16 protein-coding genes are annotated in these 16,134 nt (G+C 39.5%); 5 read left to right on the top strand and 11 right to left on the bottom strand.

Annotated features, from left to right (window positions below):
- Positions 1–49: 49 nt before the first annotated feature.
- The 4 genes from thiD to E0E36_RS26320 all read right to left on the bottom strand — a co-directional run bounded on the left by thiD (position 50) and on the right by E0E36_RS26320 (position 4,461).
- Positions 50–916, bottom strand: a complete 867-nt coding sequence (thiD, locus tag E0E36_RS26335; RefSeq protein ID WP_130858419.1) for a bifunctional hydroxymethylpyrimidine kinase/phosphomethylpyrimidine kinase — start codon at positions 914–916, stop codon at positions 50–52.
- 183 nt (positions 917–1,099) lie between these two features.
- Positions 1,100–2,230 carry an acyltransferase family protein gene (locus E0E36_RS26330; RefSeq protein ID WP_130858418.1) on the bottom strand — a complete coding sequence of 377 codons (1,131 nt, stop codon included), beginning with the start codon at positions 2,228–2,230 and terminating at the stop codon, positions 1,100–1,102.
- 164 nt (positions 2,231–2,394) lie between these two features.
- Complete coding sequence (locus E0E36_RS26325) at positions 2,395–3,972, bottom strand: cellulase family glycosylhydrolase (protein ID WP_130858417.1); 1,578 nt, start codon at positions 3,970–3,972, stop codon at positions 2,395–2,397.
- Between the two features lie 285 nt (positions 3,973–4,257).
- The gene (locus tag E0E36_RS26320; RefSeq protein WP_130858416.1) at positions 4,258–4,461 is read right to left on the bottom strand and encodes a hypothetical protein; all 204 of its coding nucleotides are present in this window, start codon (positions 4,459–4,461) and stop codon (positions 4,258–4,260) included.
- A gap of 236 nt (positions 4,462–4,697) precedes the next feature.
- Here E0E36_RS26320 and E0E36_RS26315 point away from each other — a divergent pair, with 236 nt between their 5' ends.
- Both E0E36_RS26315 and E0E36_RS28460 read left to right on the top strand, forming a co-directional pair.
- Complete coding sequence (locus tag E0E36_RS26315; RefSeq protein WP_130858415.1) at positions 4,698–5,489, top strand: SDR family NAD(P)-dependent oxidoreductase; 792 nt, start codon at positions 4,698–4,700, stop codon at positions 5,487–5,489.
- 238 nt (positions 5,490–5,727) lie between these two features.
- The gene (locus E0E36_RS28460; RefSeq protein ID WP_130858414.1) at positions 5,728–6,009 is read left to right on the top strand and encodes a DinB family protein; all 282 of its coding nucleotides are present in this window, start codon (positions 5,728–5,730) and stop codon (positions 6,007–6,009) included.
- Positions 6,010–6,110: 101 nt separating this feature from the next.
- On the opposite strand, the gene E0E36_RS26305 is transcribed toward E0E36_RS28460, so the two are convergent.
- From E0E36_RS26305 to E0E36_RS26290, 4 genes are read right to left on the bottom strand one after another with little or no spacing between them, the layout of a single operon-like run.
- Positions 6,111–6,788 carry a LytR/AlgR family response regulator transcription factor gene (locus E0E36_RS26305; RefSeq protein WP_130858413.1) on the bottom strand — a complete coding sequence of 226 codons (678 nt, stop codon included), beginning with the start codon at positions 6,786–6,788 and terminating at the stop codon, positions 6,111–6,113.
- 1 nt (position 6,789) lies between these two features.
- A complete protein-coding gene (locus tag E0E36_RS26300; RefSeq protein ID WP_130858412.1) occupies positions 6,790–7,638 on the bottom strand; it encodes a TlpA family protein disulfide reductase in 849 nt (282 codons plus the stop codon).
- On the bottom strand, positions 7,592–8,290 hold the full coding sequence (locus tag E0E36_RS26295; protein ID WP_130858411.1) for a hypothetical protein: 699 nt from the start codon (positions 8,288–8,290) through the stop codon (positions 7,592–7,594). Before E0E36_RS26295 ends, E0E36_RS26300 begins: the two co-directional genes overlap by 47 nt.
- Positions 8,287–9,756, bottom strand: coding sequence for a sensor histidine kinase (locus E0E36_RS26290; RefSeq protein WP_130858410.1), 1,470 nt, complete (start codon positions 9,754–9,756; stop codon positions 8,287–8,289). The genes E0E36_RS26295 and E0E36_RS26290 overlap by 4 nt, the downstream gene beginning before the upstream one ends.
- A gap of 214 nt (positions 9,757–9,970) precedes the next feature.
- On the opposite strand from E0E36_RS26290, the gene E0E36_RS26285 reads away from it, so the two are divergent.
- Positions 9,971–10,528, top strand: a complete 558-nt coding sequence (locus E0E36_RS26285; RefSeq protein ID WP_165447088.1) for a DedA family protein — start codon at positions 9,971–9,973, stop codon at positions 10,526–10,528.
- Between the two features lie 5 nt (positions 10,529–10,533).
- On the opposite strand, the gene E0E36_RS26280 is transcribed toward E0E36_RS26285, so the two are convergent.
- Both E0E36_RS26280 and E0E36_RS26275 read right to left on the bottom strand, forming a co-directional pair.
- Positions 10,534–11,976: a WG repeat-containing protein gene (locus E0E36_RS26280; protein WP_157622289.1), complete on the bottom strand. Its 1,443-nt coding sequence runs from the start codon at positions 11,974–11,976 to the stop codon at positions 10,534–10,536.
- A 131-nt stretch (positions 11,977–12,107) separates the two neighbouring features.
- A complete protein-coding gene (locus E0E36_RS26275; RefSeq protein ID WP_165447087.1) occupies positions 12,108–13,097 on the bottom strand; it encodes a helix-turn-helix transcriptional regulator in 990 nt (329 codons plus the stop codon).
- Between the two features lie 72 nt (positions 13,098–13,169).
- On the opposite strand from E0E36_RS26275, the gene E0E36_RS26270 reads away from it, so the two are divergent.
- Both E0E36_RS26270 and E0E36_RS26265 read left to right on the top strand, forming a co-directional pair.
- A complete protein-coding gene (locus E0E36_RS26270; RefSeq protein ID WP_130858408.1) occupies positions 13,170–13,808 on the top strand; it encodes a CatA-like O-acetyltransferase in 639 nt (212 codons plus the stop codon).
- A 141-nt stretch (positions 13,809–13,949) separates the two neighbouring features.
- Complete coding sequence (locus E0E36_RS26265; RefSeq protein ID WP_013667714.1) at positions 13,950–14,921, top strand: 3-keto-disaccharide hydrolase; 972 nt, start codon at positions 13,950–13,952, stop codon at positions 14,919–14,921.
- An 80-nt stretch (positions 14,922–15,001) separates the two neighbouring features.
- Here the strand turns inward: E0E36_RS26265 and E0E36_RS26260 are convergent, their stop codons facing one another.
- Positions 15,002–16,015: a fatty acid desaturase gene (locus E0E36_RS26260; protein WP_165447086.1), complete on the bottom strand. Its 1,014-nt coding sequence runs from the start codon at positions 16,013–16,015 to the stop codon at positions 15,002–15,004.
- Between the last annotated feature and the right edge of the window lie 119 nt (positions 16,016–16,134).

The raw sequence follows: 16,134 nt of genomic DNA, 5'->3' as shown, positions 1-16,134 counted from the left end.
AACATATCGGTTGCTCAGGCGTTAATAATTAATAGCATTCACACGGGCTTTACCTGTTTTTTTGATCTTGCTCGCTCTCCGAAAGAAAAGCGTTTTTTATTAATTTTTCAGGATCGAAAAAATGATTTAAAGGGCCGCGCCCTTTACCCGTTAAGACATCCATTCCGTTTTTGATAGCTTTGTACGTATAGCACTGTCCCGCAACTATTGCGCTTTCCATAGGGAAATCCCGGGCTAAGAAGCTTGTAATAGCAGATGATAGCGTGCAGCCTGTTCCATGTAGATTATTCGTTTCCAGTTTAGCTGACTCATAGGAATGGACTTTACCTTGATTGTCGAAATATAAGGACGTAAGCGTAGATGACTGCAAGTGGCCTCCTTTCAATAAAACATTCGTAGCTCCCAGCTTCAAAATCCGTTCGCCGGCAATATACATATCATCCAGGGAGCTGATTTTCATTTCGGCAAGTACAGCAGCCTCATCGATATTGGGGGTAATAAGATCGGTTTTCGGAATTAGCTTTTCCACAATAGTAGCTACAGTTGCGTCTTGTACTAGTCGATGTCCGCTGCTTGCTACCATCACGGGATCGAAAATAAGTGGAACTTTTGGATATTCTGAAAGGGTTTCCACGATGACATCCACTAAAGTTGCTGTGTGCACCATTCCAATTTTTATAGCTTTCGGAAAAATGTCGCTCAATAGAACCCTTATCTGTTCCTGTATGGCCCGATCCGGGATGGCATAAATCGCTTGAACCCCTTGTGTGTTTTGAATGGGAAGTGCTGTTAACACCGAGGTAGCAAAGCATCCCAATGCGGAGAAGGTTTTGATGTCTGCCTGAATTCCTGCGCCACCACTACCGTCAAAGCCGGCAATTGTCATGGCAATAGGGTATATATACTCTTTTTGCATTTAACGTATTATTACTTTTCCTCACTATTTCAGTGCGATCAACTTCAGAGCATGCACTCCACGCTTCTTAGCAGAATTAAAGCTAATGCGAATGTACAAATCTTTAATAAGGGTAAAAACAAATCTTTACTTGATTTCGTCCAGCAGAGTAATTGCATCATATTTGTGATGTGCCCATTCTCGTTAGACTTTTATATAAATCTTCTTGCGATCAAGTAGCCACCCAACACTCCAACAGAAAAGCATATAGCATAGTGCAAATAATAACGATCCTGCCGGACCGGGGAGTAATTTCTGAAACAAATGTATGTTGATGTAATCAAACAACGAAGTTCCACCTAAAGGTATTAAAAATAGGCTGATCAAAACAATTTCGGATAATAGGTAAACGAATAGCGGATTTTTTCCAAAGATAATAAAGAAATTAGTCCATTTTCTTGGGACGCCATTACCATTTTCTGAAATTGGAACCAACAAAGGAAGAATTAGTAGGTCTAAGCTAATCGTTAATAGCGCAAATGAACTGGACCATATTTTTTTATTTATAGGAAACACCTGGTTCCATACCAAGGCTATCAATACACCGATAGCGCCAATAATCAACAATTTACCAAGGCTCTGTACCGTTCCGCCCTTTTCTTGTAAATACTTACCGACCAAATACCCTGCAATTGCATTGGTAATAGCAGGTATTGTGCTCAACAAACCTTCCGGATCAAAAATAATTCCGTGGCTATGATATAAATGAGACTCGCCAAGAAGCCATAGGTCGAGTTTGAATATGGCATTTCCCTCTAATGAATAGGGCGCATCCGTGCCAAAAATTAGTAGGATGACCCAATATATTGATAATAATGCAATCGCAAGCCAAACAAGATACTTTCTTCGAACATAGTACACCGCTAGGGCTGTAAAAAGATAACATAAGGCAATACGCTGTAAAACGCCAAATACACGAGTCTCATGTAAAGGGAAAGATATGATTTCATGTTGCTCCGTTATTTTAAAAAAGGGGAACCAATACATTAAAAAGCCTAATAAAAAAATCAATGCCGCTCTTTTGAAAATGGTCAAAAGTACCTGTTTGGATGAGAGATACTGAAATTTCCTTTCAGAAAATGAAAGTGCGTTCCCAACGGCAAATAAGAATGAAGGAAAGACAAGATCCGTAGGAGTAAAACCATGCCATGTTGCATGGTTCAAAGGCCAATACGGTGTTGCACCTGACCCTGGACTGTTTACAATTATCATGAAACATATTGTCATTCCCCGAAATACATCCAGGGCAGTGAATCGTAATTTCTGTTCCTTCATTAGCTGCGCTCGGCTTATTAGTTGTTGAAGTTTAAGCATAAAACAATCCAATTCACCGTACTAAGTGGCGATGGAATCGGATTGCTTTTACGTGCAATTTACAAAAACAGCTTACAATTACAATTATTTTTCTTGATGATATTGATAGAGACAAGAAGAGTAAATTAGGGATTCGACAAAAATTCAACCCAGTTTACATTGTAGCCGATGCCTTCAAATTCCAGTCGAAGAATTTTATTACTGCCCGATGGTACCGTCACATCACTTAACGTAAAGTTCTGATAGGTCTCCCAACCACCGGTACTTGTAATATCGACTGTTCCGAGTGGAGCGTTATCAAGCTTTACGGTGATTTTTTTTCCGGTGGCTGCATCGCCACTTGCTACACGCAGGTTGATGTCGTAGGTGCCGGCAACTGTATTTGATAAGGTGTAAGCAAGCCACTCGCCCGTATTTATATAACCAAGCGTATATCCACCGCCGCCATCATTTGTGGTACCTAGGTCAACCGGCGTGTTACGGTAAACATTTCCTCCCTGATTGTCGAAGGTCGTTTCATGATAGGAGATATCTTGGCCGCCTTCATCGAAATCTTCAATTTCCATTCTGCCAGGAATGTTATGCACCTTAAACGCCGTTTGTGGTCCGGGTGTAAAACCGCCCGCCTGATTGTGATTTTGCAATTCGAAAAGCCAGTCCCGTATAAACTTTCCTTGATTTTCGCCGCTCATTAAATTCCAGTTCCAGTCGAATATCTGTGGTTTCCAATAATTGTCAAAAATGTAGTTAAGCCAACCGATATGGGCGTGGCCATCCATATACGTACGGAACTGTTTGCCCCAACCGCCGGATGTGCCATAAGTGACATTGTCGGAATAATTTGGGTCAGCGTTCCATCCAAATTCAGTTATAACAATAGGAATGCTATTTGCAGCATTACCAAATCGAGCATCCAAACTGCTAGTAGTTGCCGGCTGATTAGGATAAATATGATACACATAAGCCATATTTGGATCATCAAAAGGGTCAGAAACGGCTTGGTTGACCCGTGTGCTCCATTGTGGGTTACCCATGAGGATGAGATTATTAGGTGCAACTGCTCGGATAGTATCGACAACAGGTTGAATAAAATTTTTCCATGTCGTCCAATTATCGGGACTAATTGGCTCATTGTACACCTCGAAAATCACTTCCGGATTATTGGCATAGTGTGGCGCTACATAACGCCAGAAGTCGATCACTTTTGACTGTGGCGTCCCTCCATCACCATAATTTGCGACAAGATGAAGATCAACAATAACATATAAGCCTAACGAAATGGCCTGTTGCACAAAAGGATCAATGTGATTTGCAAAAGCACTGGCAGGATCACTGTAACTTTGATGAACACCGATGCGCACAACTCGCGAGAACCATCCTTGGGCAGCATTAGCCTGTAATGCTAACATTTCACTAATCGGTCGTGGGCTACAGGTGGTACATTCATCGTTGCTTTCGTTTGGAAGGAGTGAAAAACCCCTAAGTGTAACAGGATTTCCGAAAGCATCTTTAATTTGATTGCCGTCTACATGTAACGAAGGTAACGGTGAACTAGTTCGCTTAAGTGAGCTAAAGGTCTGTTTTTGGGAAAGAAGTTCACTGGGCTCTATCGGCTTTGTTTCACAAGATGTCAACAGGACTGTCATCCCAATGAACACACAGCCCATCAATTTTCTTTTACAGAGATTAATTGGGGATATCATAATCGTTTTGGTTTATAAATGTTAATATCCTTGAGGACATTAGCTGCCTCTAATAAATGTATAGTATAAAATGCAAAAAAAAGCTTTTTTGTTTTAAAATAATAAACTAATTAATTACACATTTACATAATTAGCCAACTGACGATACATGCTTCATGCCATGGTGGATTTTGATGCGGTCCTATAAAGACGCAATTTGTATCATCCGTGAGACAAGGTTAAAGGCCTTATATGCCTATTGGCTAATAAGACAGGCATTGGGGCGGGTGGTGAGTAAACATTAGCTCAGAGAGCCCGGTGTTGGTATTCATCACTTACATCGATGTTAATTAAATCTAACAAATGAAGCGAAATTGCTTGTTCTTTCTGCTGAGTTACTTCCACTGCTTTCTCAGATTTAATATCCTTTGCAATGGTAAAGGCTATTGCCGCCATCATTTGATCACGGGCCTTCAATAGTTCGGATAGGTCTTTTGTTGTCGTTTGCATGCCAGTACTTTTGTTTTATATCCAAAGAATAGGGTAAGTTGTCCGCTCGCAAAAATTCAAAAACTACTTTAGCAAATCTTTAAATAAATGTTATTATAGCGTGATTACAAGTTACGAAAAATTTAGAAAAGGCAACTAAACTTTTTTAAAATTCACAATACACTTCATAAAAGCGTAATAGTAGGGCCAGCTAATTTTCGACTTGTATATTTGTGCTGATATTAAAAAGCCAAATTATGTTAAAAGACAAAGTAATAGTAATTTACGGAGCCAGCCAGTCGCTTGCCGGCGCCGTAGCCAAAACAATGGCTCAAGCCGGTGCAAAGCTGTTCTTAAGCAACCGCCACTTGACGCCGGCAGAAGAAGTCGCACGAGAAATAAATGAAGCAGGCGGTTTTGCCGAAGCAGCCGAAGTTGATGCCCTAGACAAGGGGGCTATTGAAAAACACCTTGTCAAGACACTAAAGAAAACGAAGCGAATCGATGCTTCCTTTAATCTTGCGGGGTTTGAAGTGCTGCAGGATGTTGATCTGATTGATATGTCGTTAGACGACTTTGTTCGTCCGATAACGACGGCGATGCAAACTCATTTTCTAACTGCTACGGCTGCCGGGAGAATCATGGCTAAACAAGGTTACGGGGTGATATTAACTTTAACGGCAACTCCCGGCGGAATAGGTTACCCCAAAGTCGGAGGCTTCGGGCCCATATGTTCGGCTGTCGAAACCTTTTCCAAAAATCTGGCAGCCGAATTAGGACCTTTAGGGGTAAGAGTAGTTAACATACGATCGGCAGGATCCTTAGATTCGCGCCCCTTTAAGGAGGCCTTAGCTTTTGGTGGTGATCGAATCATAGAAGTAATCAAAAAGATGAAATCTGATACGATGTTAAAAGAGTTACCGTCTATGCACGACATTGCTTCTGCAGCGTCGTTTTTAGTGTCAGATATGGCGAAAAGTATTACAGGTACCACCATCGATGTAACAATTGGCACAACTACTGCGTTGAATTATAAAACAGACATTTGAACCTTATGTAATGGAGAGAAAGATTCACATACAAACAATAATTGGAATCAATGGAATCATTAAATGAATATATGGAGCACCAATATCAATTGGTGAAGCATTCACGGAAAAAACTATTTGACTATTGCAGCACGTTCGTAACCGAGGATTTTGTAAAGCCAATTTCTTTTTTTGGTAATGGAGGTAGTGTGCGGAGCTTGTTAGTAATACCTACAAAGCTTGGATCGTATGTCGTGGCATGGCATTAAACACGGATTTTTTGAAGGAGGAAGTGGTTAGCTCTATGAAAGACATTATTCCTATCTATTTGGACATAGATGCTCATGTTGATGCCTTCATAAAAAAAAGCAGGCAGAAAAAATTGGGCGTTACTTTTATGCGAAATGGCCGTCTATGTACACTAAGTCCTTTTCACCTATTTAGCCATGTTATTACTCATGAGTTTCATCATAAAGGACAAATACTAAGTATAAGTAGATGCCTTGGATATCAACCTGTTGATACAGATATAATTAGTTGAACGCTTGAACCAGTTGTATTAATTTGAGATAATTGGCTTCTGTACCTTTCGAATCCATCGATGGACAATACAGGCTAGTATGCATGATTTGCCAATTTCTATTAAAGCCTAGGCAACTTGTTTTTATACGAAGATGAAATGGGAAGAATATAGCCTTGAGCGGTTAATTGATGACGTTCGATTTTCGTTACCGCGTCTGTATTTACGATAAATGATCTATGAATGCGGATAAAACGACTTTTAGGAAGCAACTCTTCACACTCGGTTAAGGTCATCCGACTATTGACAATTTCGTTTTTACATACAAAACTGACATAATTGCCAGTTGCTTCTATATAAAGCAGATCGTTCAGATATAGGCGGATTTGTTCTATACCGCTTTTAACTAAAATAGCGTGAGACATTTCGGTAACGCCATTTTTTACTTGTAAGAGATTCTTAGCCTTATGACATGCTTTCAAGAAACGAGTGACGGAGAAGGGCTTTAAAAGATAATCCACTGCATCTAGGTCAAAGCCTTTTAGAGCGTGTTCTGCATAAGCGGTTGTAAATATTACGAAGGGTTTTTTATATAAGCCATCATAAAAGTCGATACCTGAAATGTCAGGCATTTTTATATCTAAAAACAATAGATCTACTTTTTCCACTTGCAAGTATTCTATGGCCTGATAAGCATTAGTAAATGTACTATCTATTTGCAGAAAAGGTACTTTCTCTGCAAGCTTTTGTATAATACCTAAGGCTATAGGCTCATCATCGATAGCGATTGCTTTAATCATATCATAGGTGTTTTTCCAGTTGTGTATAGAGTAGTTGCTGATCACTCGGACGCTTTGCCTTCTCTTTGATCAAGATTCCATTTTTGTCAAATATAAAATAACTAGGATATAATCCGCGTAGACCGTCCCCGGTTGGAAGAAGCTCTGCCCAGATTCGCTGAATATGCTCATTATTCATACGTATATGGAGGACTTGTAGATTACTAATCCAGACAAAATTACGCCATTCATCCTCTTTGTCGTCGTCGTCCATGTCTAAATATATAAAAACAATATCTTTATTGTTAAATTTATCTTTTAATTGCGATGTGTAAGATAATTCTACTTTACAGGGGCCGCACCAGGTTCCCCAAATAGCTAAATACACCACTTTCCCTCGATATCGTTTGATGATTTCGTAAATAGATTTTATATGGTTGCCTTCATTAAAAAATTTAATAGAAGCGTTACGCTTATTAGCCATCAATTTTTCATCAAGCTTCGCTATGCAAGTCCGGAGATGGGGTAAATAACGACTATCGGCAAAATATGCTTCAAAATCAACCATTAAAATTTTCATCGATTTTAAATCCTTATAGCGATAGCTGTTTAGGATTTGCTGCGCAAGATACCTTTCAGCAGTAGCACGACTGACATTTTGTTTAACAGACAACCATGCCACATAGTTTTCACCATTTACTTTAGCTAGCCTCATTATGCTGTCTAAACTTAAATTGAAAAAAAGCAGACGGCTGATTGTTGTGTCCTTTAAGTATTGATCAAGCGCTTTGGATTGCATATAACTAATGTATCGGTCAATGAATTTATAGTATTGAAGACCATGATACTGTTCCTCCAGATTCGGTGACACAGGTATCGTATAATGCCAGCTGAAAATTTCTCCATTCGCTTTTCCTCCAACGGACAATTGACCCTGTAAAATCTGTCAAGCTTGCTAGCGCATGGAATCGCACCTCATTTTTAAAAAGCTCCTTGTTTGCTTGAGAGATCGAGCTCTGTGTTATACGCAGTAACTTTTCCTCACGTTCTTTAAACCACGGTTTAACTACCATGCTTTGTATTTCTTCAGCCGTTGTAGATGCATAGTTATACTTTCCTCCTTGCTGTTCCATGAAAAAAGGAGTTTTGTTAAAACCAATAGCTTGCAGTAAGTAGTTCTCATCCGCCAGACTTCCTTTGAAGTCCGCAATCGTTCTATTGTTACTATTGATCACTAAAAATAAATCTTCGTGAGGCTGGACGAATAGAAGTATTTGATCGTTATCAAGATGAAGAGCAATAAATCGTCGGTCTGTTAGTGGGATGTTGACGCTGAAGTTCCCGTTGCTTTCAACAGCTATTTCTTTTGCATTTAATGGGTCGAGATCGTAGATTACCGGGACGTCCAATTTTAGATTCACCTCCTTATCGCCGATCACAGAACCGCTGATTTTGAATTGTGCAAATGAAAGAAAAGACGAAAAGATAAGAATTACATCAATTAGAAAAGCTTTAAATTTCATAATGTTAGGGTTAAGTGAACAAAATACTCCATATCAGTTTGACGTATAGTAAGCTCGTGTTTATTAGGATAGAGTTGTAATAAGCGCTGCCTTACATTGGGAATACCTATACTACTGCGGTTTTTTTCGGGATCATTTATCTGCTTTAAATGCACGCTATTGTATACATCAAAAAATAAGCGATCATCCTGCATAGAAAGATTGACTTTAATCCACGACGGCTCTTTTAAACTTATACCGTGCTTAAAGGCATTTTCGACAAAAGGGATCAACAACATAGGGGCGATAAAAAGGTCCTTAGTAACTTGTTGAATATTGTAATCCACGATAACATTTTGCGATAAATCTGTCCGCAGTTTCTGAAGATCTATATAGTTGTGTAAATATTCTATTTCCCTAACCAACAGTATGTTATCTAGTATGTTCTCATGAAGCATAAAGCGCATAATATCACCGAGTTTCTGTATACTCGTGGCGGTCATCTCTGCGCCCTCTGTCAGCGCGCTGCCATATAAAGTATTTAATGCGTTAAATAAAAAATGAGGATTAATTTGCGAACGTAAAAAGCTCAAATTAGCCGTACTATTACCTAAGGCATTTTCAAGATTACCTAATTTTGTATGATGTTGCAGCTTTAGGTGATATAGGTGTTTAATAACCGGGATAGAGATTAGACAAGTACAGCACCATAACGCGAAAAAGGCATTAGTGTTGAATCCTAGCCCGCTAACCACTACAAATCCAAATGGTGCATAAATAAGAAACGAAAGAGGCAATCGTACATAGAGGTATTGTTTTAAACTGTATTTGGCTTTGCTACAAAATGGGAGTAATCCGTACATTTCTATACTATACATAATAAATAGATAAATGGAAATTATAAGCCAGAAAAAGGCCATACTTCCATTAAAAACCAGAAGGAACAAATAGGCAGATGATATAACGGAGAAAGCAATTAAACTTTCTTTTAGAAGTGTCGATGACAGATTTAATTTTTTTTGAAGTAAAAAGAGACGCCCTTGTTTCGCTAACGTATAAGTACTAATAAATAGAACAATAGAAACAATAGAGCTGATTACCCTCCCGCTTTCGCCAAAATAGGCCCAAACAGTTAGTCTATTATATCGATGCTGCATCCACTCACAGTAGGCAAAGCCAAACCACAAAATAAAAAGCGTAAGAAAAGATGTAAAGAGTGCCATTTCGTACTTCGCTTTGTTTATGTATCTGGGAATAATGAAATTATTGAATGTGAGAAAAGCTATATAGAAAAGTGCTACAAATAATAGGGTCGGCAAAAGATGGTTTTCAAAAAAGTTAAAAGTCATTCCCTTTTCTTCAAAGGGCTTTTCTAGAAATAGCGACGTCCTAGCTTCCCAGTTTTTCGTTTTTTTGCCAAACATTATTACCATAACAACCAGTGTAATAACGGTAGCGACAATGGCTTCGATTCTTCTTAGTTTCATATTCTTATTTTGTACAATGCTAAATAATTAACTGTCCTGACGCAATTAATTGGGATGAATAGTGCTTTTTTTGGGATGAAAGGCTCCTTTGCTTGTTTTTTGCGTATCAACACAATTACCTCATGCGCGTAAGACCATATTCTTCTTTTGCAAATACTGAATTTAGTATGTTTGTGTCATGTTTGATACGGAAGCGTTGCTAAACCAGGGGGGCATGTTGTTTTTGATTTTTTCTGTTTATGGACAGATCGGGTTGATTTTTCTCTTTTTCTTACCGAGTGGTGGGTTTATGTTTACCGCCGGTGTGCTAATTGCAGCCGGTAGATATCATTATGACCTGCCGACACTATGTATGCTGCTAACTATCGCTGCTATTGCCGGCAATATAACGGGATATATATTCGGTAAAAAAATAGCACCATATCTGCATACGCGACAAGATTCCCGATTCTTTAAGCAAACCTACTTAATAAGTGCACAGCGGTTCTTTCAAAAACATGGCTCTTTAGCAATTGCTGTTGCTTTATTTTTTCCTGTGGTTCGTACTTTTGTGCCTATTGTTGCCGGTATTACTAAGGTCCATTTCAATAAGTTTTTACTGTATGCCGCTGTAGGTTCCCTTTTTTATGTAGTTGGGTTTTCACTCACAGGATATTTAATAGGCAAAGTGCCAATGTTGAAGCCCTATCTCAACTATATCACCATAGGTCTTATTCTTTTACTAACATCACCGGTTCTTGTGCGATTAGTGAAAATTGTTAAGAATGCATAACTGATTTATTTCCTGATTTTATCCCGATATTCCTGTAAGCTCTCAAAATCGACGTAGAAACGTATATATTGTCCGTTCTCCTGTAAGGTAACCATCCCATCGCTATTGATGTCAAAATAGGTCGGGGTAATTAAAACCTCACCTGTTTTTGGACGATAAATACCGTAGGCCTTTTCACGTTCAGGCCTAAAAGACCATAACCCCTTTTCGGCATCCAAGCAGCGGATGCTATAATTATCGGGATTCCAAATCCAACGATTTTCCTGTTTATTCCAAAGGCCTTGTCTCTGGTGATCGCCTCGCTTAAGAGTTATGATCAACCAATGCATATTTTCGGATACATCTTCGTAAGCAATGGCACGAAAATCTTTCAAAGCATTTGGATTGATTACAGTGGATAATTCGGGCCATACGATATCGCCGGTAGGATAACGTAATGTAAAATTATGTTCGCCGGAAGGTTGGGACACCCACCTTCCATCCGATTGAAGAACTTTGTGTTTAATCTGGCCGGTTATTTGGTCGAACGAGCGTACTAAGAAGCAATTTGTTCCGGCAATGGGCGCTAATAACATCGCTTGCTGTAATACCGAATCAGCTAAAATATGATCATCAATTAGAGTTTCGACAGATTGGGGAAATGCTATCTTCATTTCAGGGAAGAGGTACTGCTTGCCTTCTGTATCTTCAAACACTTGCGCGATATTTTGGTAAAGGTAGTCGTCTTTATGCAGTTTAATGGCATGGCTTTCGCCTTTAACAGTATAAATTAAACTGTCTTTTTTTCTAAATATCCGTCCATCTGTTTTTCGGTTATTTCGATCGGTGATATAATAGTTGTTACCGTTAACTTGAAACAATTGGTCATATCCAATAACATTTTCAATATGGTTGCTTATGACCTTTGCTTTGCCATCATTTAGTTGATATAATTTTCTTTTGTGTAAAAAATATCCGTCGCCCAAATTATTAACCTCCATGTGGTAACGATAGCTTTCAGAAGTCTGTACTTCATTATCATAAATAACTTGCTTGTTTTCAATAATAGTGATTTTTAGTTTAGACATGTTAACCTTGGTGTCAAATAAACGGTTATCATTTTTTGAAGATCCCATAAGCGAAAGACCGGGAAGAAAGCGCCAATTCCAGAAACGCCATCGCGTAGTATAAGTCTCTTCCGTCCACATTAACGTGTAGTTGTCCAGTTCTTGAAGATAAATATGTTTATACTTTATAGGCACAACGATATTCCCAAGAGTGTTGATGACACCATATTGCAGTGTCGTATCTTGTACGACGGCAAAACCGGTATGAGTAAACTTATTCGCAGTAATATAACATGGGGAAACCACCAAGCGCATCGCCGTGTCAGCGTAACCATAAAGTCCATTGCTGCCAAGATAAGGATATAGCTGAAGGGAATTGGTTTCTACAGTGGTTGCGATCACCTTCGTTTTGCTTTGACAGGCGTGCATGGAGCAACAGAAAACAACTGAAATAAAAAAAGTGTAGCTAAAGCTCCAGGTAGCCATTGTTGATGTATGATTTCTACATCAAAATTAGTACAGGAAACTCATTTCTATAATCCCTGAAAACAACCATTTCCAAGGGGCTTACTTTTATTCGGCGCGTACCCATAATAGTTTTTAAAGGCACGTATAAAGGAGGCATCAGATTGATAGCCAACCAAGGCCGCAATTGCACCCAAAGGAAGAGCTCTTGCTTGGAGGAGTTTATAACTATATTGCATACGCAAATGGTTGATGTAGCCAAACACTGAATAGTTAAATAAGATTTTGAAGCCTTTCTTTAGTTTGAATTCATTGATACCGGCCTGTCTGGCCAGCCCGGAAAGGTTATGCTGCTTCAGGAAATTATCGTCTAAGTATATTTTTAAATCGTGAAGTAAGTCGACGTCGCGTTGACTGAAAGGAAAAGTGTTTCTTTTCTGACTAAGCGATGATTCATTTAGGATAAGTAATATCAATTCTTCAATTTTATGGGGGACATAGGTAGAAATTAAAGAATCGGCCACCGGAGGATGAATGATTGCGTAAAGGGTTTGTTTTAGTAAGGAGCCAAAATGCTTTGGTTTGTCAAATAAAGTAAAGGGTTGGTCTTTTGCTAGCTTTTTAGCTATTTTCTGCCATTCGGCTCCGCACTGTTCCAATAGTGATGTAAGGTATTGTTGATTAATCCCTAGGCATATATAACTATAGTCTTTCTGTTTTGGAAACGAGAAATTACTGATAGGATCAATACAATTCATTACATTAAATTCACCCTGCTTCATGGGTAGCGCATCCCCGAAACAAGAGATACGCGCGTTCGAATGCCCTTCAAGTTGGAAGTGGAAGCTGGTATGATTGAAGTCTCGAAAGTTAACGACACGTACTTCCTCCTGAAAGGACGACTCGAATTGAAGTATGTTAAAATTGCTGTTGTTGGACGTACGCGTTATAGCATTAAATTGACCGACATGCTTTAACGCTTTATACTGGCCTTTTTCCGAATCAGCAAATTGCCGGTCCACTAATTGGGTGAATTCATGGCTATATAAGGTATACATAAAAATCCGTTTGCGCTGTTTAAAATCCTTTTTTGCACCAAGGCTCCACGAGCAAAAATAGATATTTGTCGCATGAAAAAAGAAGTTTCTTATAACCAAGTCAATACGCTGAACTGGAAACGGCAAGCTCATTACGACTTTTTTAGATCCTTTGAAAAACCGTTCTGGGGTGTCACCACGCAGTTAAATTGTACGAAAGCTTTTGCATATTGTAAGACTTATAATGTCTCGTTTTTTTGCTATTATTTATACTTATCGCTGCGGGCGGTTAACGAAGTGCAGGCTTTTCGTTATCGCATACATGACAACAACGTCCTGGAGTATCACGAAATTGGCGGGTCCATTACCGTCATCAGGCCTGACGAAACTTTCGGCTTTGCCTATTTTGATTTTTACGATGAATTTGAGCGCTTTCAAGTAGAACTAAAAAAACAAATTAATTTAGAAAAGCAGTCGCGTGGATTACAAACGGATGCAAATTGCCGGGATGTTATACACTATTCGGTGCTGCCCTACATTTCCTTTACACAAATGGAACATGCTTTATATGGGGGGCAAGATAATGGCATACCAAAAATCACCTTTGGGAAATACCTATTTCAAAATGATCAGATCTTGCTTCCCATGTCTATACATGTACATCATGCGCTGTGTGATGGGGTTGATGTTGGCAAGTTCGTTACCACATTTCAGGGATATCTGGAAATGTAGCTTAAGCATTTTCCTAAACCGAAAACACCCATTTGAAAAATGGAAGCTATGGTTAAGAAAAGTCTATTCAGTCTAAAAATTTCGTGTATGGGTAAAAAACGATATCTTTATTGACCATAATAACTATTGAATACCATATTTATGAAGAAGAAACTATTTTTAGGCTTAGCATGTGGTTTATTGTTTGCTGCAATCGAGCCTTTTTGCGCACAGGCACAGGTAGCGCCTATCCACAGCAATGCGGTGCAAGGAGGGGAGCTCATCGGTCGTTGGGATATCACCGTCGAAGAGAATGGCAAACCGGCACCATCTTGGTTGGAAGTGGAGTTGTCGGGCTTTAAAACACTGGTGGGACGTTTTGTTAGTACAGGAGGTAGTGCACGGCCTGTTGCTAAAGTTAATTTTGAGAATGGAAAATTCAGTTTTGCTATTCCTCCACAATGGGAGCGCGAAGACCGTGACTTGGTCTTAGAAGGAACTGTATCGGGCGATCGCATTCAGGGGACAATCACTACAAGCGCCGGTGTAAAGCAGTCTTTTACTGGAGTAAGAGCCCCCTATCTAACAAGAACAGCTGAACCCGTTTGGGGAAAACCAATCGAGCTGTTCAATGGAAAAGATTTAACAGGGTGGACGGCACTTGGGAACAAAAATCAATGGGTAGTGAAAGATGGAATTCTGACGAGTCCGGAATCGGGTGCAAACCTGGTGTCGGAGAAAAAGTTTAACGACTTTAAGCTACACGTGGAATTTAGGTATAAAGAGGGGAGCAATAGTGGTGTTTATTTGAGAGGCCGATACGAAGTACAAATCATTGACAATCCAAAAACAGATCATCCCAATAGTCATTTGTTCGGTGGAGTTTACGGCTTTTTAGTGCCAAGTGAGATGGCGGTAAAAGGTCCGGGCGAATGGCAGAGTTACGATATTACACTGGTGGGGCGGATGGTTACCATAGTAGCCAATGGTAAAACGATTATTGCGAATCAAGAAATACCAGGTATTACCGGTGGTGCGCTCGACAGTAATGAAGGTGAGCCTGGTCCGATCTATTTTCAAGGAGACCATGGTCCGATTGAATTCAGAAAGGTTGTTATTACACCCGCAAAGTAGCTTTATACAAATAAAGATAGCCAGCCTCTTAACTAGATCGCTGGCTATTTTTTGCCTCTCCAACAGGAGTAGTCGTTATTTTATGCCCCGTTATATCGCTTCATAAAAGAAGCTTTCGAATCATGGTAAGTGATTACGCCACCGATAAAGTGCAAGAACTTTATATAATACCAAGCCAAGTCTACCTGATGTTTTAAAAAGCCTGAACGCGCACTGCTCGGGTATAAATGATGATTATTATGCCATTCCCCTGCAACAAAACCTGGCCATAATTGATTAATTGACATATCTTTTTCGTTTAAATCATAGCCTTTTTTACGCTTATCTTTTCCTTTTCCATGTCCTTCATAATTAAACGTTCGCACGCCTATTGCCCAGAAAGCTGCGGCACCAAAGAGTGCGCAAGCCAGCGCATGACCGCCAATTAAATAAAATATACCGTACCATACCAACCAATTTACTAAGCAAGCAGAGATAGCACGCATTGGATGTACAACTGATCCCCATTTCTGATACTTTCTATAGCAATTAGCTTTTACACCGGTGTGTGCCATTAGTTGCACAGTTTGCTTATATTCCTCTGCACTGAGGTCTTTAGCAATAGGTTGATGATTTACATCTGCTAAAAAGCAATATAAGAAACCGCCATTGGCATTATAAGGATCGCCCGGCTTGTCTGATTTCGCGTGATGCACGTGGTGCGAGATGGCATAAATTTCTTCGGGAATCATGCTGATCGTTAGGTTTTGTGTTAGCACCCGCCAAAATCGATTCTTAAAACGGTAGGCTTTGTGCGTGCAATACCGATGGTGCCAGATCGTTCCGTGCGTTCCCATAATGATCATGCTGTAAATAAACGCGGCAACTAATAAAGCGACGCTGAAATAGTTGAATATAAAAAGAAATAGCAGCGGAATCAGTAAAAGTACGCGAGCCCAGCTAAATAGAGGTAACCAATTTTTTTTGGATTGAAATATATTAATACGTTTTAAAAACTCGCGGAGTAATTGCTTGGTTGTAGGTTTACTGAAGGCCCCATCCCGATCCGTCCATCCATACGATGGCGGATCTAACACTTTATCTAATAACATCATATTTTTAATTGGTGTAAGGTACGTCTTTTAGTCGGTAGATTTTCAGCATAGCCCAAATCTTAACATAACTTAACATTTGCTTCTGTTCGGTACAATGATTTCGTTCCGGAAGCTGCATC

This window comes from Olivibacter jilunii (genome assembly GCF_900607235.1).
Lineage (GTDB): Bacteria > Bacteroidota > Bacteroidia > Sphingobacteriales > Sphingobacteriaceae > Olivibacter > Olivibacter oleidegradans.
This window is presented reverse-complemented; position numbering and strand designations above follow the sequence as displayed.

Bases quoted from the DNA above. Each gene is read 5' to 3' on its own strand.
- E0E36_RS26320 (WP_130858416.1), bottom strand. From the start codon at position 4,461: ATGCAAACGACAACAAAAGACCTATCCGAACTATTGAAGGCCCGTGAT.
- E0E36_RS26260 (WP_165447086.1), bottom strand. From the start codon at position 16,015: ATGATGTTATTAGATAAAGTGTTAGATCCGCCATCGTATGGATGGACG.
- E0E36_RS26265 (WP_013667714.1), top strand. From the start codon at position 13,950: ATGAAGAAGAAACTATTTTTAGGCTTAGCATGTGGTTTATTGTTTGCT.
- E0E36_RS26305 (WP_130858413.1), bottom strand. From the start codon at position 6,788: ATGATTAAAGCAATCGCTATCGATGATGAGCCTATAGCCTTAGGTATT.
- E0E36_RS26285 (WP_165447088.1), top strand. From the start codon at position 9,971: ATGTTGTTTTTGATTTTTTCTGTTTATGGACAGATCGGGTTGATTTTT.
- E0E36_RS26275 (WP_165447087.1), bottom strand. From the start codon at position 13,097: ATGTATACCTTATATAGCCATGAATTCACCCAATTAGTGGACCGGCAA.
- E0E36_RS26315 (WP_130858415.1), top strand. From the start codon at position 4,698: ATGTTAAAAGACAAAGTAATAGTAATTTACGGAGCCAGCCAGTCGCTT.
- E0E36_RS26325 (WP_130858417.1), bottom strand. From the start codon at position 3,972: ATGATATCCCCAATTAATCTCTGTAAAAGAAAATTGATGGGCTGTGTG.
- E0E36_RS28460 (WP_130858414.1), top strand. From the start codon at position 5,728: ATGGCATTAAACACGGATTTTTTGAAGGAGGAAGTGGTTAGCTCTATG.
- thiD (WP_130858419.1), bottom strand. From the start codon at position 916: ATGCAAAAAGAGTATATATACCCTATTGCCATGACAATTGCCGGCTTT.
- E0E36_RS26295 (WP_130858411.1), bottom strand. From the start codon at position 8,290: ATGAAATTTAAAGCTTTTCTAATTGATGTAATTCTTATCTTTTCGTCT.
- E0E36_RS26330 (WP_130858418.1), bottom strand. From the start codon at position 2,230: ATGAAGGAACAGAAATTACGATTCACTGCCCTGGATGTATTTCGGGGA.
- E0E36_RS26270 (WP_130858408.1), top strand. From the start codon at position 13,170: ATGAAAAAAGAAGTTTCTTATAACCAAGTCAATACGCTGAACTGGAAA.
- E0E36_RS26290 (WP_130858410.1), bottom strand. From the start codon at position 9,756: ATGAAACTAAGAAGAATCGAAGCCATTGTCGCTACCGTTATTACACTG.